General features: G+C 49.5%; 16 protein-coding genes. 7 read left to right on the top strand and 9 right to left on the bottom strand.

What is annotated here, in order from left to right; translation table 11 throughout:
• Positions 1–162 precede the first annotated feature (162 nt).
• Positions 163–3,999, top strand: coding sequence for a DUF7619 domain-containing protein (locus EFB08_RS18095; RefSeq protein ID WP_123128374.1), 3,837 nt, complete (start codon positions 163–165; stop codon positions 3,997–3,999).
• Between the two features lie 230 nt (positions 4,000–4,229).
• Here EFB08_RS18095 and EFB08_RS18090 read toward each other — a convergent pair whose 3' ends face one another.
• Both EFB08_RS18090 and EFB08_RS18085 read right to left on the bottom strand, forming a co-directional pair.
• Positions 4,230–5,711 carry an OmpP1/FadL family transporter gene (locus tag EFB08_RS18090; RefSeq protein ID WP_125077791.1) on the bottom strand — a complete coding sequence of 494 codons (1,482 nt, stop codon included), beginning with the start codon at positions 5,709–5,711 and terminating at the stop codon, positions 4,230–4,232.
• 19 nt (positions 5,712–5,730) lie between these two features.
• Positions 5,731–6,825 (bottom strand): hypothetical protein, encoded by a 1,095-nt coding sequence (locus EFB08_RS18085; RefSeq protein WP_123128372.1) that lies wholly within the window; start codon positions 6,823–6,825, stop codon positions 5,731–5,733.
• Between the two features lie 202 nt (positions 6,826–7,027).
• Here EFB08_RS18085 and proS point away from each other — a divergent pair, with 202 nt between their 5' ends.
• Together proS and EFB08_RS18075 are read left to right on the top strand one after the other, a co-directional pair.
• On the top strand, positions 7,028–8,506 hold the full coding sequence (gene proS, locus EFB08_RS18080) for a proline--tRNA ligase (RefSeq protein ID WP_123128371.1): 1,479 nt from the start codon (positions 7,028–7,030) through the stop codon (positions 8,504–8,506).
• A gap of 392 nt (positions 8,507–8,898) precedes the next feature.
• A complete protein-coding gene (locus EFB08_RS18075) occupies positions 8,899–9,480 on the top strand; it encodes an LOG family protein (protein WP_123128370.1) in 582 nt (193 codons plus the stop codon).
• Positions 9,481–9,614: 134 nt separating this feature from the next.
• Here the strand turns inward: EFB08_RS18075 and hemH are convergent, their stop codons facing one another.
• Positions 9,615–10,643: a ferrochelatase gene (hemH, locus tag EFB08_RS18070; RefSeq protein WP_123128369.1), complete on the bottom strand. Its 1,029-nt coding sequence runs from the start codon at positions 10,641–10,643 to the stop codon at positions 9,615–9,617.
• A 403-nt stretch (positions 10,644–11,046) separates the two neighbouring features.
• On the opposite strand from hemH, the gene era reads away from it, so the two are divergent.
• Together era and der are read left to right on the top strand one after the other, a co-directional pair.
• Positions 11,047–11,937: a GTPase Era gene (gene era / locus EFB08_RS18065; protein WP_123128368.1), complete on the top strand. Its 891-nt coding sequence runs from the start codon at positions 11,047–11,049 to the stop codon at positions 11,935–11,937.
• 173 nt (positions 11,938–12,110) lie between these two features.
• Positions 12,111–13,424, top strand: a complete 1,314-nt coding sequence (der, locus tag EFB08_RS18060) for a ribosome biogenesis GTPase Der (RefSeq protein ID WP_123128367.1) — start codon at positions 12,111–12,113, stop codon at positions 13,422–13,424.
• Between the two features lie 43 nt (positions 13,425–13,467).
• On the opposite strand, the gene EFB08_RS23595 is transcribed toward der, so the two are convergent.
• A complete protein-coding gene (locus EFB08_RS23595; RefSeq protein ID WP_165864957.1) occupies positions 13,468–13,686 on the bottom strand; it encodes a hypothetical protein in 219 nt (72 codons plus the stop codon).
• 268 nt (positions 13,687–13,954) lie between these two features.
• On the opposite strand from EFB08_RS23595, the gene EFB08_RS18055 reads away from it, so the two are divergent.
• Together EFB08_RS18055 and EFB08_RS18050 are read left to right on the top strand one after the other, a co-directional pair.
• Positions 13,955–14,149, top strand: coding sequence for a hypothetical protein (locus tag EFB08_RS18055; RefSeq protein ID WP_123128366.1), 195 nt, complete (start codon positions 13,955–13,957; stop codon positions 14,147–14,149).
• A gap of 47 nt (positions 14,150–14,196) precedes the next feature.
• Positions 14,197–14,391 (top strand): hypothetical protein, encoded by a 195-nt coding sequence (locus EFB08_RS18050; RefSeq protein ID WP_123128365.1) that lies wholly within the window; start codon positions 14,197–14,199, stop codon positions 14,389–14,391.
• Positions 14,392–14,538: 147 nt separating this feature from the next.
• On the opposite strand, the gene EFB08_RS18045 is transcribed toward EFB08_RS18050, so the two are convergent.
• The 5 genes from EFB08_RS18045 to EFB08_RS18025 form a co-directional block, all read right to left on the bottom strand.
• The gene (locus EFB08_RS18045; RefSeq protein WP_123128650.1) at positions 14,539–15,105 is read right to left on the bottom strand and encodes a hypothetical protein; all 567 of its coding nucleotides are present in this window, start codon (positions 15,103–15,105) and stop codon (positions 14,539–14,541) included.
• A gap of 148 nt (positions 15,106–15,253) precedes the next feature.
• Positions 15,254–16,060, bottom strand: coding sequence for an N-acetylmuramic acid 6-phosphate etherase (gene murQ, locus EFB08_RS18040; protein WP_123128364.1), 807 nt, complete (start codon positions 16,058–16,060; stop codon positions 15,254–15,256).
• Positions 16,057–16,908, bottom strand: a complete 852-nt coding sequence (locus EFB08_RS18035) for a BadF/BadG/BcrA/BcrD ATPase family protein (protein ID WP_123128649.1) — start codon at positions 16,906–16,908, stop codon at positions 16,057–16,059. The genes murQ and EFB08_RS18035 overlap by 4 nt, the downstream gene beginning before the upstream one ends.
• Positions 16,909–16,962: 54 nt before the next feature.
• Positions 16,963–17,196: a cytochrome b5 domain-containing protein gene (locus EFB08_RS18030; RefSeq protein ID WP_123128363.1), complete on the bottom strand. Its 234-nt coding sequence runs from the start codon at positions 17,194–17,196 to the stop codon at positions 16,963–16,965.
• Between the two features lie 54 nt (positions 17,197–17,250).
• Positions 17,251–17,658 (bottom strand): four helix bundle protein, encoded by a 408-nt coding sequence (locus EFB08_RS18025; RefSeq protein ID WP_227006399.1) that lies wholly within the window; start codon positions 17,656–17,658, stop codon positions 17,251–17,253.
• Positions 17,659–17,687: the final 29 nt, after the last annotated feature.

The raw sequence follows: 17,687 nt of genomic DNA, 5'->3' as shown, positions 1-17,687 counted from the left end.
GAGGAATCCCAGTGTGTAATCAAAGGAGAATTCATCAATGCTGAGTTTAGAAGTGGTAAAGGAAATCTCTTTTTCAGAAATATTACTATTAAGTGTAGGGCGGCCATTTGTTAGTTCTCCCTGATTCCTTACTTTTCTACTATCTAAGAAAATGCTGTCTGCATGAAACACCGTTTACTCAAAGCTCTTCTCGTTACTTTTTGTTTTTTGCCCCTTTTTACCAAAGCACAGTTAAAAGAGAACATCCTGTCTTTTGGCGGGAAATACGGTGATGGCATCTCTAAAGTCCTGCATGATAAAGAGGACAACCGATATGTGTTGGGCGTCATTGGTACGCCTGGTGAATTAAGTTTGAACGAGTACCAAGGAGAGGAGGTAGAATTCGGCAATCTTAAGAAAAGAATATTTAATGGTTTTGTCGCCAAGTTCAGCAAGGACAATAAATTGTTATGGTTGAGAGAATGTCCCAAAGATCTGAGAAGTACTTATCATGACTTTGCCCTTGATGATAACGGAGCCGTGTTTGTGACTGGTTCTGTGCACTACGGGCATTTTGTGCTTGAAAAAATTGATACAAACGGGAATTTGCTTTGGGAGAAGAAATACAGATCTAAAGCCCTTTTTAATGACATTGTAGGAGAGAGTATCGCCACAGATAGCCACGGAAATGCTTATGTGGTTGGTTTGTTTGACGGGACCAGTATGGACCAAATAACTTTTGACTTTCCTGGCGCAAACCAAAATCGGTTTACAGAATTCCTTGCCAAATTTGGCCCCAATGGTGCTGTAGAGTGGGTGAAGACCTCCTTGGGAAGCAAATTGCAGTATCGGCAGGTATTAGTAGATGCGCAAGACAATGTTATCACGTCTGGAGGTTTCAAGGACACTGTATCTATAGGGGATCATACGTTTATAAATAAGACCCCGGCCGATAGTTATGGACCTGTATATGATAAACTGTTGGTAAAAAGGAGTCCTGAGGGAGATGTGCTCTGGGCAAGAAGTTACCCAATTAGAATCAATGCAAGTTCTATAGCCTTGGCGGGAGACAACTCTTTTTACCTTTTTACAGAAAGTTATAGCTATTCAGATAGTAAAAAGGTAACTATTGATGGTATCACCTATGACAACACTTTAGGCAATGTTTTACTGAAACTGGATGCTAACGGAGTGGCTGAGTGGGCAGTCCCTTTTAAGAAGTTCCACTATGGACTCTCATTACTGCCTGCTAAAGAGGGTTTGTACTTCTCCACCAGCCTACACTCAGAGTTCGTCTTCAATGGTGTAGTTATCAAGGGAGAAACGGCCGGGTACTCAGGCACAGCTTTAGTTCACCTGAATGCTTCAGGAGAAGTTTTAGGGTTTAAGTCGTATGGTGGGCCTAATGCGGGAGCGTACTCAAAGCTATCCTATATGCCCAAGAGCAAAGCTTTGGTATTAGCGGGTACTTTTTACAACAAGTTTCCTGTCAATGACAAATTCCTGCAGAGTAAAGGCGACGCCGATATTTTCATTGGTGAGTTGGTAGATACCTTAAAAGGAGAGCAGACGGCCCGAATAAGTGGCAGGCTATACAAAGACCAGAATGCTAACTGCGGATTTGATTCCACGGAGAAGGGTTTGGCCAATACACTGATCAAGATTGAGCCGGGGTCTTTATACAGTATGTCAGATAGCGCAGGAAGTTATTCCTTCAGAGCGCCTTTTGGCTCTACCACTATCACACCCGTGCTTTCACCTGCTTCCAGAACGCAGGTTGTAAAATCTTGCTTGGAAAGTACTGCGGTGCTAACAGACAGCCTGAATCGCGATATCAAGAATGTGAACTTCGGGTACAATATCAAAGAGTGTCCTGTACTATCGGTTGACATCGCGGCTGATCGGCGCCGGCGTTGTTTCACCAGCAACACCATGGTTACTTATGCCAATGAAGGCTCCGCTGATGCGCACAACGTCAAGATCAAAGTTATCTATCCCCAATATGTAGTGCCTCTCAGCAGCAGTTTGCCTTGGATAGCCAAGCAAGATTCTGCCCTGATTTTTGAGATTGGTACCTTAAAAGCAGGTGAACGCCATAGCTTCGTGATCTCTGATTCTACCATCTGCGGGATTGAGTCCATCAGGGGCTTGAGTCAATGCGTGAAAGCGTTTATCACGCCTAAAAATTCCTGTGTTCCGCAAAGCCAAAAATGGGATCAGGCAAGCGTAGCAGTGGCAGCTGGTTTTACAGATCAGGAGAAGACTGCAGCATTTACCATTTCCAACGAAGGCACCCAAGACATGGTAGATAGTACGGGCTACCGGGTGTACGCAAACGCTGCCTTGGTGAAGCAGGGAAAAGTAAAGCTCAAGCAGGGCGCTTCTACCCGACTGGAAGTCCCGGCCCAAACCATGACCTATCGTCTGGAGGCAGACCAGGTGCCGTACCATCCGGGGCAAAGCCGTCCGGTGGCAAGTATCCAGCCCTCTACCATCCCGGTGAATCTCCCAGTTAACGCAATGCCCATTCCAATTGATGATCTCTTTCTGGATGACGCCGATGCGGAGGTAGATATTTCCTGCCTGGAGATTGTAGACAGTTTTGACCCCAATGACAAACAGGTGAGCCCCAAGGGGATCACCAAACGGCATTATATCAAAGCCGAGGATGAATTGGAGTATTTGATCCGTTTTCAGAATACCGGCACAGATGTGGCGTACAATGTGGTGGTGAAAGACACCATTAGTGAACACCTTGATATTGCCTCGCTGCGGATAGGCTCCGCGTCTCATCCTTTCACCTATACAGTTACGGGAAAAGGCAAGCCGGTCATCACGTTTACTTTCAAGAACATCAACCTGCCCGACCATAAGGCTAACGAACCGGGGAGCCATGGATACATCAAATTCTCCATCGCCCAAAATCCAGAGAACCCAAAAGGCACCGTGATCAGGAATACGGCCCACAATTACTTTGATTTCAATAGCCCCATTGCCACCAACGAGGTGGTGAACATCATTGGTGATACTGTCCTGGTTTCACCAATGCCAGTGGTTGTGTATGACTGCGGAAAAGAGAACCCCACGGTTGCCCAAGCAGGAACCCCTTTCAATTTGTGTGAAGTAAACCAGGTTGTAGTGCAGGCGAATGCGCCCGTAAAAGGCCGAGGCTTTTGGAAACTGATCAGCGGCCAAGGAACTATTGTCAATCCGTTAAGTCCCACCTCAGTTGTGCAAAACATTGGCTATGGCAAAACCATTCTGGAGTGGACCATTACCCTTTGCGAAAAAGTCTCCCAGAGCAGGGTAACAATCAACCGGTATCAGATTCCAGATGCGCCAAACGTAGCCGCCTTGTCGGTGCAGTGTGAAGGGTCAACCCTGCAGCCTTTGGTGGCCTCTGGGAGTAATGTAACCTGGTACTTGGATGCCGGGAAACAGAAGAAGCTCTTTGCCGGTAACTCCTTCATCCCGGTGATCTCAGCTACTTCTACTTTCTTCGTCACCCAAACGGTCAATGACTGTGAGAGTCCGGTACGGGCGGTGGAAGTGAAAATCAATCCGAAGCAAGTGCCGGTGGCTACCCAGGGAGATACCTTGATTGCGCCTCCCGCAGATGCGTATCAATGGTTCTTTAATGAAAAGGCCCTCAAAGGAGAAACAAGCCAGCAGTTGGTGGTGAAGAACAGCGGTCGGTACCAAGTAAAGACGCTTACTTCCGGTTGCGAAGCCACGAGTGAGCAACTGGAACATACCATCCGCTTGGCGGCATCTACCCTTACTTTAGGTCCTAATCCAGTACAGGAAGAACTAATGATTAAGTTTGCTGCCAATGCTATAGGTGAAATTAAAGTTCTAGTGAGGGATCAACTGGGAAGAAAGATGACAGATTACGTTCTTAAGAAGGAATATACTGTTTTGGAGCAGAAACTAGCGGTGCCAAACCTTGTTCCGGGTATGTATATCCTGGAGGTTCAACTGGGGAAAGAAGTGCAAAGAGTGAAATTCGTAAAGCTATAGTCGCGGAAGAGAGCACTGGTCTTTGAATATAGTAGTGTCTCTCTAGGTCAAAAAAGCCAAGTGAGGCTGTTAGTAGCTTGGGCCTATCAATAACAAGTAGATGAAAGCAGGTTGAAGAGCTAAATTTTTACCCCATGGCATAAAAAAGAGAGGGCTCTCCTAATGCAGGAGAGCCCTCTCTTTTTATATGCTTTAGCCTTGTTTTGTTTAAAACAGGCCAAAAGCAGAAACTAAAAGTTCCAACCAACAGTAGCCACGAAGCTGGTGTTTTTGTTTTCGCTTTTCACCGTAGGCACCCCAAAGTTGTAGAACTCAGAGTTCTGGTTGTTCACCTCATAGTTGACATATGGCGAGTACACGCTGTTGTATTTGCTGTATACCAGCGCACCGTCAATAAAGAAGTTGTTCTGTCTGATGCCAAGTCCGCCGGTGTAGTACGTCTTCGCTTGGTTCACGTCGCTGTCTTTGAACGGATCTCCGTACAGGGCATAGCCAGCCCTTACCCTAAAGATGTCAAAGCGGGCCTCGGCACCTATGCGGTAATTGATGGCTTTATCATAGGCCGTCTTGATGATCTGGTTTTCCGATTGGAAAGAATCATCGGCGTCTAACCGGGCGCTGCTGTAATCTACATATTCTACATCGGCGGTGATGAATCCGTTCTTGCCTATGAAGAAAGCTGCCCCACCACTGGCTTTGAAGGGAGTTGTGAGGCTGTACTCATACTCTCCCGGATCAGTGGCGTAGAATTGGTTCAGAGAGGCGCCGTCTTCTGGGGCTTGGTTGAAGTTTACGGCCAGGTTGGTGCTGAACTGATCGGTTAAGGTGTACCAGGTTGGTGTCTGTACCGAGAAACCCAGACGTAACGCATCACTTGGGCGGTATATAGCCCCAATTCGTAAACTAAGACCAGAACCTTCGGTAGTTAGCTCGTCGCGCAAACTCAGGTTGGTGATGTCAGTGGCCGGGCCTTCCTCAGAGTAGATTCTGGTTTGCTTAAAGCGCACCGTGGTCAAACCAAAAGAGGCTCCTACAAAGAGCTTGTCTCTAAAACTGGCACCATACGCAAAGTCCCATTGGTTCTGGGAGCCGCTAGCCTGTATGTTCTCCTGGAACACGTTTGACCCAACAACATTCGGGGAAAAGAAGCCTTCATCGTCTTCGTTAATCAAAAAAGTCTCATAGGCCAGTTCCTGGAGGGAGTTTGCGGGTAAGTCAAAAGCATTTGCCCGTTGTGCGGCGTATTCACCAAACGTAATGTTATCTGCGGTACGGGTACCACGGTAGAACGTGCGCTGGTTGAAATTGTTCTGTCTGGTAAAGCCTATCCCAAAAGAGCTGGAACGCCAGTCACCTTCTTCATCATCGGCTTTGCGGGTGGAGAACACCGCTGAGAAACCCGGTATGTTGAGGTTGTTGCGGCTGTTGGTGGTTTCAGCGCCAAATACAGAGCTGTTTACGTTGCTGACGTTTACGCCCGCCGAAACCGTGATCTCAGAGCGTCTGAAAAGCCCCAACCCGGCTGGGTTAGTGGAAAAAGAACCCGCGTCGCCACCCAGGGCTACGTTGGCACCGCCTATACCCATGGAGCGGGCAGTACCTCCAAAATCTGTGCGCGAGTAACGGAGAGCATCTACCTCGTTCTGGGCAAAGCTCTTCCCGGCACTGCCTAGCAACGCCAGGCAGGCCAAAAGAAAGCTATATCGTTTCATGTAGTTTTAAAGAAGGAAATTAATTTCTGCCTCTGCGGCTGCCTCCACCTGAGCTGCTTCCGCCGCTGCTGCTGCTTGAGGAAGAAGAGGAGCGGGACGGCTCATAAGAGGGACTTGGGTCATAAGAACGGGAGCGGCTTTCCGATGTTCTGGGAGCTGGGGCTGGTGTGTACTCCGCGCGTTGGCGTCTGATAGGCTGCGAGCCTTCAGAACCAGTACTGATGCGCGATCTTCTCTCTTGAGCCGGAGCGCCTATTTCCTGTGACTGACTTCCCGAAGGAGCGATTACCTGTCTGCGGCGCGACTGAGTAGTGCCGTCTGCATTGGTAACTCCGCCTCTAGACGTAGAACGGTTTCTGTACCCTGGCTCCAAGGCCGTGGCGTTGCTTGATCTGCTGGTGCCTGGGGCGGCAATGTTGCCGCGTCCGTCACGGGAGATGTTAGGGTTACGACCTGCCAGGTTTGAGCCTCTGTCATCTCTGCGACCGTACGCCACTCTGTTGGCTATCACCCGGCCTCCGCCGTAGTAACTGTCATAGTATCCGCCACCGTATCTGTAAGGATTGTAGCCATACCCGTATCCGTAGCCATATCCCCAAGGATTGTAATACCGGCCAAAACCTAAGCCAATCCCGATGGATAAACCCGGACGTGGCCAGAAAGGATCATACATCGCCATTCTTGCCATGCTAGGTCCGTAGAACGGATCATAGAAAGGATCCATCCAAGGGTCCATCATAATCGCTCTGGAGTAGTAGCGGCCAGGGGAGTAGAAGGGAGAAGCATACGCGTAGTACGGGTTCCCGAACGGCGCATCATAGTAAGAGTACTGGTAAGGCGTGTTGTTATTGTTGTTGCGGCGATTCTGAGCATAAGACTCTGGATCGCTTACGCGTTCTGTGATATCGCGCGAGGCATCATCGCCTTCCACGGCCTCGGTGTCACCGGCGCCTGGTTGCTCTAGCGCCGCCGGCTCTACGTAGGTTACTTTGTCTGAAGAGGAAAAATACACATCATCCGCCTCACTGGTCTGTAAGTTAGAAGACGTGCTACACCCAGCCGCCAGAAAACCCAGCAGCGGCAGTATAAGCAGTTTATTTGTATAGTATTTCATTGGAGTATAGTAGTTGGTAATGGATGCTAGATCAATTCACGAAACCAATAACACGAGTATCCGGTTCGCCAACCTTTCTATTCGGATATATTAACGTATTTTTGGGCAGAAAAGGTATGGATTCGTTTAAGAAATTAAGCAAAATCTGTGCCGTATAATTCAAGATTCGCTATATATTTCTTCTTTATCAAAGATACAAAAAATGAGCAAAGGGTTGCCTAAACGTAGTGAGGATTATTCTCTCTGGTATAATGAGTTAGTGAAACGGGCCGGCCTGGCCGAAAACTCGGCGGTGCGCGGTTGTATGGTGATCAAACCGTACGGGTACGCCATCTGGGAAAAGATGCAACGGGTGTTAGATGACATGTTCAAAGCAACAGGACATTCTAACGCGTATTTCCCCCTATTCGTGCCCAAAAGTTTGTTTGAGGCCGAGGAACAAAATGCTGAAGGCTTCGCCAAAGAATGCGCCGTTGTAACGCATTACCGCCTGCAAACCGATCCTGACAAACCCGGAAAACTGCGCGTAGACCCCAATGCCAGACTGGAAGAGGAGCTTATTGTGCGTCCTACCTCAGAGGCCATCATCTGGAGCACCTACAAAGGCTGGATTCAAAGCTACCGCGACCTGCCGTTGCTCATCAACCAATGGGCAAACGTAGTGCGCTGGGAGATGCGTACGCGCCTGTTCCTGCGTACCGCTGAGTTCCTATGGCAGGAAGGCCACACCGCCCACGCCACCGCACAGGAAGCCATCGCCGAAACCGAGCAAATGCTGCACGTCTACGCCGACTTCGCCGAGAACTTCCTTGCCCTGCCGGTCATCAGGGGAAAGAAAACGCCAAACGAGCGCTTCGCCGGAGCCCTGGATACCTACTGCATTGAAGGTTTGATGCAAGACGGAAAAGCCCTGCAAGCCGGAACTTCCCACTTCCTGGGCCAGAACTTCGCGCAGGCGTTTGACGTGAAATTCGCGACCAAAGAAGGTGGATTGGAGCACGTATGGGGAACCTCGTGGGGAGTAAGTACCCGTTTAATGGGAGCCCTGGTAATGGCGCACTCCGATGACGAAGGTCTGGTGCTTCCTCCAAAACTGGCCCCAATCCAGGTAGTGATCGTGCCGATCTACAAAGGAGAAGAGCAACTGGCGCAGATCTCTGAGAAGGTTCTAGGCCTGAAAAAGCAATTGGAAGCCAAAGGTATTTCGGTGAAGTTTGACGACCGCGACACCGAGCGTCCCGGCTTCAAGTTTGCCGAGTGGGAATTGAAAGGCGTGCCGGTGCGCATCGCCATTGGCGGACGTGACCTGGAGAACGGAACTGCTGAAGTTGCCCGCCGAGATACCAAAGAGAAAAGCTCGCAGCAGTTCGATAACCTGGTAAACATCATTCCTGCGTTATTGGATGAGATGCAAACCAACATCTTCCAACGCGCTTTAGACTTCCAGAAAGCCAACACCACTAAGGTAGATTCTTACGAGGAGTTCAAGCGCATCTTGGATGAGAAGCCAGGCTTTGTACTGGCCCACTGGGACGGCACGCCAGAGACCGAAGAACGCATCAAGGAAGAAACCAAAGCCACCATCCGCTGCATCGCCCTGGACACTCCCGAGGAAGACGGCGTTGACATGGTAACCGGCAAACCTTCCAGCAGACGCGTGTACTTCGCCAGAGCGTACTAATATTTGGAAATGAGGAGATGTGGAAATGTCTCTCGTTTTCTATAAGATCAGAATGACGAAAAGGGAACTGCTGAAGAGCGGCTCCCTTTTCTGTTTTCGGCCCGCATTTGTGAAAATGAGCCGAAAACGTAGCGTCGTTACACCCTAACGGCGTGTCTGCCTGCAACGAAACCGATTCTCCACAGACAACCCAAATTCCGAAGCAAAAAGGCTTCTGTGGCATAGTGCAAGTGGGATTGCTGCGTAGAAACACATCGGTACAATGAAACGACGCTACGTAATTGGCTAGGTAGGCTTATACCTGTTTTTGGCCTGTTTTTACAAAAGCAAGCCCGAAACAGAAACCCAGGAATCGCTACCTTTGCCAGACCTTACCTTTAAGCCATAAGAACATGAAAAGCATCGCCATCTTTTGTGGGGCCAGCAGCGGCCACAATCCGGTTTACCGTGAAGCCGCCCAAGCTTTAGGAACTTTGTTCGCGGAGAAAGGCATCCGGTTGGTGTACGGTGGCGGAAACGTGGGTTTGATGGGTGTCATTGCCGATGCAGTTCTTTCCGGAGGCGGCAAAGTAGTGGGGGTAATCCCGCAGAGTTTAGTAGACATGGAAGTGGCTCATACGGGTCTCACCGAACTACACGTAGTGCAGACCATGCACGAACGCAAAGCCTTGATGGCCGCCGAGTCCGATGCGTTTGTGGCTATGCCAGGCGGTTTCGGGACATTTGATGAGTTCTGCGAGATCGTGACCTGGAATCAATTGAAGATCATTCAGAAGCCTGCCGCCTTGTACAACGTAAACGGCTACTTCAACCCGTTTCTGCAGATGATGGACCAAAGCGTGGCTGAAGGTTTCGTGAAGGCCGAGCATCGCCAGAATATTATTATCGCCGAACAAGGCGAAGAGTTGCTAGACCTAATACTGAATCACTCGCATATCATCACTGAAAAATGGGTGGACTTCAAGCGGATTTAAGAATTATTCCTAACTGATTTAGGCCTATGTTAAAGAAACCAGGTGTAAAACAGAAAACATAAAAAGAAGAGGCCCCAGTGTTTGCCGGGGCCTCTTCTTTTTAGTGCTAACGTAATGCTTGATTGTTAAAGAATTTACGCTTCCAGCACCATCTGCGTCACGGCATTGATCCAGGTGGGGTGTGTATTGCAGCTCTCCACCAATTGCCAGTGCTCACCGCCGGCAGCCTCAAACTCTTCCTTGAATTCCTTGCCTACTTCAATGGTGGTTTCCAGGCAATCGGCTACGAAGGCCGGACTGAACGCCAGTACGCTTTTCACGCCAGCAGCCGCTAAATCCTTCAGGATAAAATCAGTATAGGGTTGCAGCCACGGATCTTTGCCCAGCCGTGATTGAAATGAGACCGTGTATTTGTCCTCGGGGATGTTTAGGGCTTTAGCCAATTGGCGCGAGGTCTCAAAGCACTGGGCGCGGTAGCAGTAGCGGTTGCGGCTGTGGTACGTGTTGCAGCAAGTGCCTAACTGGCAGTAGCCTTTGGTGCTGGCTTTCAGAATCTGGCGCTCGGGTAAGCCATGGTAACTGAACACGAAATGGTCATAGTCACGCTTGGCCATGTGTTCGCGGGCAATCTCGGCGAAGGTGCTAATAAAGCCCGGGTGGTTGCAGAACGTGCTGATGAATCTGATGTCTGGAATCACTTCCCACTTGCTTACAATCTCCATCACCTTCTCCTGCACAGAACCTGTGCTGGCCGAGGCATACTGCGGAAACAACGGCAACACCACAATACGGTCCACTACCTTTTCCTGCAACTCTTTTAAGGCATTCTCAATGCTTGGGCTCTGGTACCGCATGCCAAAGGCCACGTGATAGTCTTTGCCCAACCGCTCCTGCACCTGCCGCTGAAGATCAAGTCCGTGGAACAGCAACGGCGAGCCGCGTTCCGTCCAAAGCTGCGCATAGATCTTCGCCGATTTAGGAGCCCGAAACGGGGCAATCACCCCATTCACCAACATATATCTGGAAGGAGCCGCAATGTCCAGCACCCGTTTATCTAATAAGAATTCGCGCAAATATTTACGCACGTGCGGTACGCTGGGAGAATCCGGCGTGCCGAGGTTTACCAATAATACTCCTGTTTTGCCAGTGGCACCACTTTTCATACGCTTTCTATTGAAATGCAAAGATACAGATTTGAGAAGCAGGTGGCACGAGCCAAATTGATGATTTCCATCATTTTCCTATAGATAATAACAATGAAGGATAGAGAAAGCTGCTCCTGTTTCGGGCCTGTTTTATGAAAAACAGACCTAAAGCATAAAGCGTTGTGAGCTGGTAAATGTTTCAAGTCTCTAGGTAAGGACAAACAAGATATCATTTATCTGACGCACGGGCCCGAGGCTCGCGCTAGCGGGAGGACCTTTCTTTTTGAGCCTGTTTTCAGAAAACCAGCCTTAAAACGTAAGCCTGATTGCATCGTAACAGAAAGACAGACTTTTGGCTCCAGAAGGAGAACTCGTTTAAAAGCGTTACCTTTGCGAATTGTTTTAGAAATCAGTGAGAAAAATGGAAGAGAAGCCGCACAAAGCAGGGTTTGTCAGCATCATCGGGAAGCCTAACGTAGGCAAGTCCACGTTGATGAACGTGATGGTGGGCGAGAAACTCTCCATTATCACCTCTAAAGCGCAAACCACCCGGCACCGCATCATGGGAATTCTCAACTCAGAGGATTTCCAGATTGTGTACTCCGATACCCCCGGCATTATTCAGCCGCAGTACGAGCTGCATGAGTCCATGATGCGTTTCGTGCATGCTTCCCTGGAGGACGCTGATGTCATCTTGTTCGTGACCGATATCTATGAAAAGCACGACGAGAGCGAAGTGGTAGAGCGCCTGCGCAAAGCAAAGGCACCCATTCTGCTGCTCATCAACAAGATCGACCAGGCCACGCAGGAAGAGGTAGTGGAAAAGATTGCGTATTGGAAAGAGCAGTTACCGGCGCAGGAATACATGCCCATCTCGGCGCTGCACAGCCAGGGCACGCCCGGCGTTTTCCAGAAAATTCTGGACCTGTTGCCTGAGCACCCGGCGTATTATCCCAAAGATGAACTAACTGACAAGCCAGAGCGTTTCTTTGCGGCCGAGATGATCCGGGAGAAGATTTTCCTGAACTACAAAAAGGAGATTCCCTACAGCTGCGAAGTGGTGGTGGAAGAGTTCAAGGAAGACGAAACCATCATCAGGATGCGCGCTGAGATCAGCGTGGAGCGTAAAAGCCAAAAAGGTATCGTGATCGGTGACAAAGGCGCGGCTTTGAAAAAAGTAGGTACCCAGGCCCGCATTGACATGGAAGAGTTCTTCGGTAAAAAAGTGTTCCTGGACCTCTACGTACGCGTGAACGAAAACTGGCGCGCCGATAAACGCCTGCTGGACCGTTTCGGCTATAATAGCATTTAAATAGACGTTAGTAGCTAGATTTTAGATGTTAGACTTAAGTCTAGCGTCCAGAATCTAACTACTAACATCTACCAAGATTCCCTAGCGGCGCCACGAAGGCGATACCGCAGGTTTAACCCGCGTTTTGGGAGCGATTCCCGAAAAGGAGCCTCAAAACGCACATCCCAGTAAATATGGCACAAAATACCATCGCCATTGTAGGACGCCCCAACGTGGGCAAATCAACCCTGTTCAACCGTTTAGTAGGTACCCGTAAAGCCATCATGGACAATGAGAGCGGCGTAACGCGTGACCGCCATTACGGCCACGGCAACTGGACAGGCAAGTATTTTACCGTTATTGACACCGGCGGATATGTGCGCGGGTCAGACGATATTTTTGAAGAAGAAATCAGAAAGCAGGTAGAACTGGCCATCAAAGAAGCCGATGTCATCCTGTTCATGGTAGACGTGGATGCCGGTCTGACTGGCTTAGATCAGGAGTTTGCCGATGTTCTGCGCCGCACCGATAAGCCTGTGTACATTGTGGCCAACAAAGCCGATACGCACTCCCGCGGGCACCTGGCCGGCGAGTTTTACGCCCTGGGTTTCGAAGGCGAGATTTTCCCCATCTCCAGCCAGAACGGCTCCGGCACGGGAGAACTGCTGGATGAGGTGATCAAGCACTTTCCGGAGGAAGGCATTGAAAACCCCGAGGCCGGTATTCCGCGCATTGCGGTGGTGGGTAGACCAAACGTAGGCAAGTCCTCGTTCGTGAACCTGCTGCTGGGCGAGGAACGCAACATTGTGACCGATGTAGCCGGAACCACCCGTGACTCCATCCACTCGCACTACAATGCGTTTGGCAAGGAATTCATCATTGTGGATACTGCCGGGCTTCGGAAGAAAAGCAAAGTACACGAAGACATCGAGTTCTACTCTGTGCTGCGTTCTGTGCGTGCGCTGGAGGAAAGTGACGTGGTGATTGTGATGCTGGATGCTACCCGCGGCATTGAAGCCCAGGATATGAACATCATTGGGTTGGCAGATAAAAACCGGAAGGGTCTGGTGATACTGGTGAACAAGTGGGACCTGGTGGAGAAGGAAACCAATACCATGCGTGACATGGAGAACGCCATCCGGGAGAAGATTGCGCCTATCGCGTATCCGCCCATCGTGTTCATCTCGGTGCTCACGAAACAGCGCGTGCACAAAGCCATTGAAACGGCTATTCAGGTGCACGAGAACCGCAGCATGAAAATCCCTACTTCTAAGCTGAACGATGCCATGCTGAAGGAAATTGAGCGCTATCCGCCGCCATCCATTAAAGGCAAGTTCGTGAAGATAAAGTACGTGACGCAGCTGCCTACACACACACCTACGTTTGCGTTTTTCTGCAACCTGCCGCAGTACATCAAAGAGTCTTACACGCGCTACTTAGAGAATAGGCTGCGCGAACATTTTGGATTTGAAGGTGTGCCCGTTAACTTAGTGTTCAGAAAGAAATAAGCAGCTTCTGCTTGTTTCTTTCTACCCGCCACTTACCTACTACCTAACCCTGATTACCGTTGACTTTTATGAAAACTGTTTTACCAATAGCCGCAGCAGTTCTATTGACTTTTTCTGCCTGCGCTTCTAAAGATGCCCAGGAAACGCCAGTCTCTTCCTCAGAAACTATTGAGGAAACAACCAATGCAACTGACATAGCGGAAACCACGGCGGCTCCTCTTGATACAGCGGCAGTAGCCAATGATTCTTTGAGGTCAGACATCTAATCTATTGCATAGCCAGGGGCTTCTCTGGCAAAAGAAACAAGGCGCGGTCTTTTCCTGATGCAGTTCAGGAGGGGGTTGCGCCTTGTTCGTTTTATAAGAATCTGGTTGTATTGTTTTTATATCTTTCGTTAATAATATATCCATTTATCCATACACGCGTACATATGCCCAGGAACACCAGATCTTACCTGGCATAGCATTGAAATAGCTAAGACAGAAAGAGTTGGTTAACAGAAGATTATCCCGTTCATGCAAAATAAAACTATGAAAAAGACATTGGTTCTGGTTGCTTTCCTGGGAGGTGTTGTGAGCTTCTCGGCCTGCGACTCAAAGACGGAAAACAACATGGAAAAACAGGCCGAAAAAGTAGAAACGCATGCTGAAATGGCCGGCGACTCTGTTCTGGCCCGCCAAGCCAGAGAGGCAAAAGACAGTATTGATCAGGTAGACCCTGAATAAGGAGCTAGATCAACCCCGCTTTACCATACCCACCACAAAATAAAACTATGAAAAAGACCCTCTTAGTGATGACCTTGGCCGCCGGCCTGATGTCATTCTCTTCCTGTGATTCTGCAAAAGAAAACCAGGTAGAAGACCAGACCGAAAAGCAGGAAGACATCAATGATGACGCCGATGCTCCTGTACAGGAAGAAGCGGCCGAAGAACGCGAAGACAGCGTTGACGCTGCTGACCCTAATTGATCCTTCCAACGTTTCAGGCATCACCTAAAACATAAAAGAGCCGGCACCCAAAGTGCCGGCTCTTTCTGTATGCTCTTTTTCCCTCGGAGGGAAAGCAGGAAAAGCTTACCCGTTTTAAGGCTTTGTTCCCTAAAACGGGCAAAAAACTCAGGCCAGCCTGCGCTGAATAAGGCTGTCTACCAGGTGGAATAACTGCGGCGGAGCCAGGGTGCGCCACGGAATCTTGTCCAGGTCACCGCCGAAGTTGATGTAGTAATCTACATGGAACTGCTGCATCTCCTGCACCACAAACTCCTGGAACCCAATGGCCGCAATCCAGCCGTCCTCCACTTCCTCAAACCACTCCTCGTAGTACGCGTCATCAGAGCCGTGGAAATTAAACACGTTCTCGCCTATCAAAATGAAGTGGTTGATGCCCTCGCCAATCATGAGGTCCAGGATGTTGCGCTTCAAAGACATGATGTCATTGTTGAGCGTGTCATTCCACTCCCCAATGAATTCAATGACGGCGTAATTGTCATTGTAATCCACGTACAGGATCTTGATGAAGAGCGTCTCAGAATCTATGTCGTCCCACTGCGGATGGATGTAGTACCCGTAAATGGTGTTGATGTATTCAAGCTCATTGTTTTCCGCCCCGAACAGCGGCGATCGTTCGTCTTCTGAAGCCGAGTAGGCTTCTATCCAATTATAGAAAGGTTCTATGGTGTGCATGGCAGAATGAATGATGGCAAAAACTGAATAACGCAGAAAACCGGGCCAGGGATGGGAGAACAGCATAAAAAAAGATCTGCCGGAGGAAGGCAGATCTTTCAGGTTTGTTTCAGGCCCGTTTCCGGGAAAATGGGTTTAAAGCAGAAGCTTAGTGTTCGTTGGCCGAGGTGATAGCTGCCCGCACGCTGCCGTGCAGTTCCAGCAGTTCTTTGGCTTTTTCCTCAGAGATGTTCAGTTCTTCCATGATCATGCGCGTGCCGCGGTCTACCAACTTGTGGTTGGTGAGCTGCATGTCTACCATCTTGTTCCCTTTCACCCGACCCAGTTGAATCATGGTAGAGGTGGTGAGCATGTTGAGGGCTAATTTCTGGCCGGTTCCGGCTTTCATGCGCGTGCTGCCCGTCAAAAACTCAGGGCCAGTCACTACCTCCACCGGGAACTTGGCCACGGCCGCTACTTTGCTATCAGCGTTGCAGACAATGCAGCCGGTGGTGATGCTGCGCTCGTTACAGGCCTGCAAACCGCCGATCACGTAAGGCGTTCTTCCGGAGGCCGCGATGCCCACCACTACGTCTTTCTCGTTCACGCCGTATTCGTCCAGGTCAATGATGGCCTGCTGGTCATCGTCTTCGGCAAATTCTACGGCTTTCCGGATGGCTTTGTCTCCGCCGGCCATGATCCCGATGACCAGATCAAACGGAACCCCAAACGTTGGTGGGCACTCAGACGCGTCAACCACGCCCAGGCGGCCACTGGTACCGGCGCCAATGTAGAACAGGCGACCGCCTTCCTTCATTTTCGCCACGGTGGCTTCTACTAGTTTCTCCAGCTGCGGAATGGCTTTCTCCACGGCCAAAGGCACCGTTTTGTCTTCTTTGTTTATGTTGGTAAGGAGTTCCTGTACGCTCATCTGCTCCAGATGATTGTAATGCGAGGCGGTTTCGGTAGTACTCATGCTGTGATTTTCTGTTGGTGGTACAGGCTTAACCCTGCGATAGGACTTTCTAAAATCTGACCTACGGTAATGTTGTGTTGTTTGGCCACCGTCCGGAGGATTTCGGCAAAGTAAAAAGCGATGGATCCCACAAAGTGGGTTTCCTTTTGTTCGTAGGCTGGGTACTTTACTACGGTTTTCCGGAAAAAGTCGGCGAAACACTGGCAAATCATCTGATAGATGAAAGGGTGCTGCTGATGGTCAAAGAGAAACTTGGCATAGCCTGCCATGTAGCGGTTGGGGTATGGCTTGCGGTACACGTGATCTACAATCTCGTCTCGGTTCGTATTGTAGCGCGCCATGAAAGCGTTGTGGATCTCTTCTGGTAGTTCTTGGTTCAGGAAGGCTTGTACCAGCAGTTTGCCCATGTATCCGCCGCTGCCCTCGTCTCCTAAGATAAACCCCAGATTAGGCACGTTCTGCACGATTTTTTCGCCGTCGTACAGGCAGGAATTGGAACCGGTGCCCAAGATACAGGCAATGCCTTCCTTGTCTCCGCAAAGAGCCCGCGCCGCTGCCTCTAGGTCATGATGAATGTGGATTTCCGCACTAGGGTAAAGCTGCGCAATAGCCGCTCTAACTACTTCCTGCTTGTCTTTGGCACTGCAACCAGCTCCGTAAAAGTAAATTTCACCGGGAGTGTTGCCTTCCAGTTGTGGTAAAAGGCTTTCTTCCAGCATTTGCGCTATTTCAGGGGTGTTTCGGTAATAAGGGTTGATTCCCGAGGTAAGGGCCTCGGCCACTTCGCCGTGGGTATCAAGTAAGCGCCAGGCGGTCTTGGTAGAGCCGCTGTCTGCAATCAGAATCATAGGAGTTTGTTCAAAAACGAAGGTCAAATCTCAGAAAAACCGCTCAAAACAGAGCTATTTTTTTAAGATTCCTATCACGGAAAACTTATCAAAGACATACTCGGTGTGCGGGGCATCGGCTAGTTCCTCGGTTAAGTCCTGTCCGGCCCAATGTTCATAGTGGTTTCCCCGCCGCCATAACCTCGATTTGGTCACGTCATAAATCTCGCCTTTGTACGCCACCCAAATCTCGTCACGGTCTTGTCCGTTCCTGAGGGCCAACTGGGCGCGGGTGTATTCTTTTTCCATTGAATGATTGAGAGATTGAATGAGTGAATGAATAGTTGAGGAATGATGAAAGGGTTACTTTGATGTGTTCTTTCTTGCTTTGGCTAAGATGGATAAAATCTCTGTGGTTTCTGTAATAATGGCTTGAACAGTTGAAAGCGGTGTAGAGCCTGATTCTGTCATTAGCTCTAACCAGAACAGGGTTTCGTCCGCCTCCTCCACGCAGATGCTAAGCTTGGCATAAAACTCTGCGGCAGAACGGGCACGGCAGGCAGCCCTGTAATTTGCGGCTACAGAAGTAGCGGAGCGTAGAAGCTGCCGTTTCATGATGGTCGCTTCTTCAGTTTTGGGTAGTGATTGGCTGAATATGATAACATCTAAAGCAAGTTTTTTAGTGCGCAATTTGAATTGCTCTACAAACTCCTCTTTAGGTAACCTTTCACCCGGAATCATGTCTAACTGCTTTTTAATATCCTCAATCAAACCAACCTATAATTACATTCTCTCACTTA

The organism is Rufibacter latericius (assembly GCF_003721515.1).
Taxonomy (GTDB): domain Bacteria; phylum Bacteroidota; class Bacteroidia; order Cytophagales; family Hymenobacteraceae; genus Nibribacter; species Nibribacter latericius.
The sequence above is the reverse complement of the archived record's forward strand: the minus strand, read 5'-3'. Positions and strand labels throughout refer to the sequence as shown.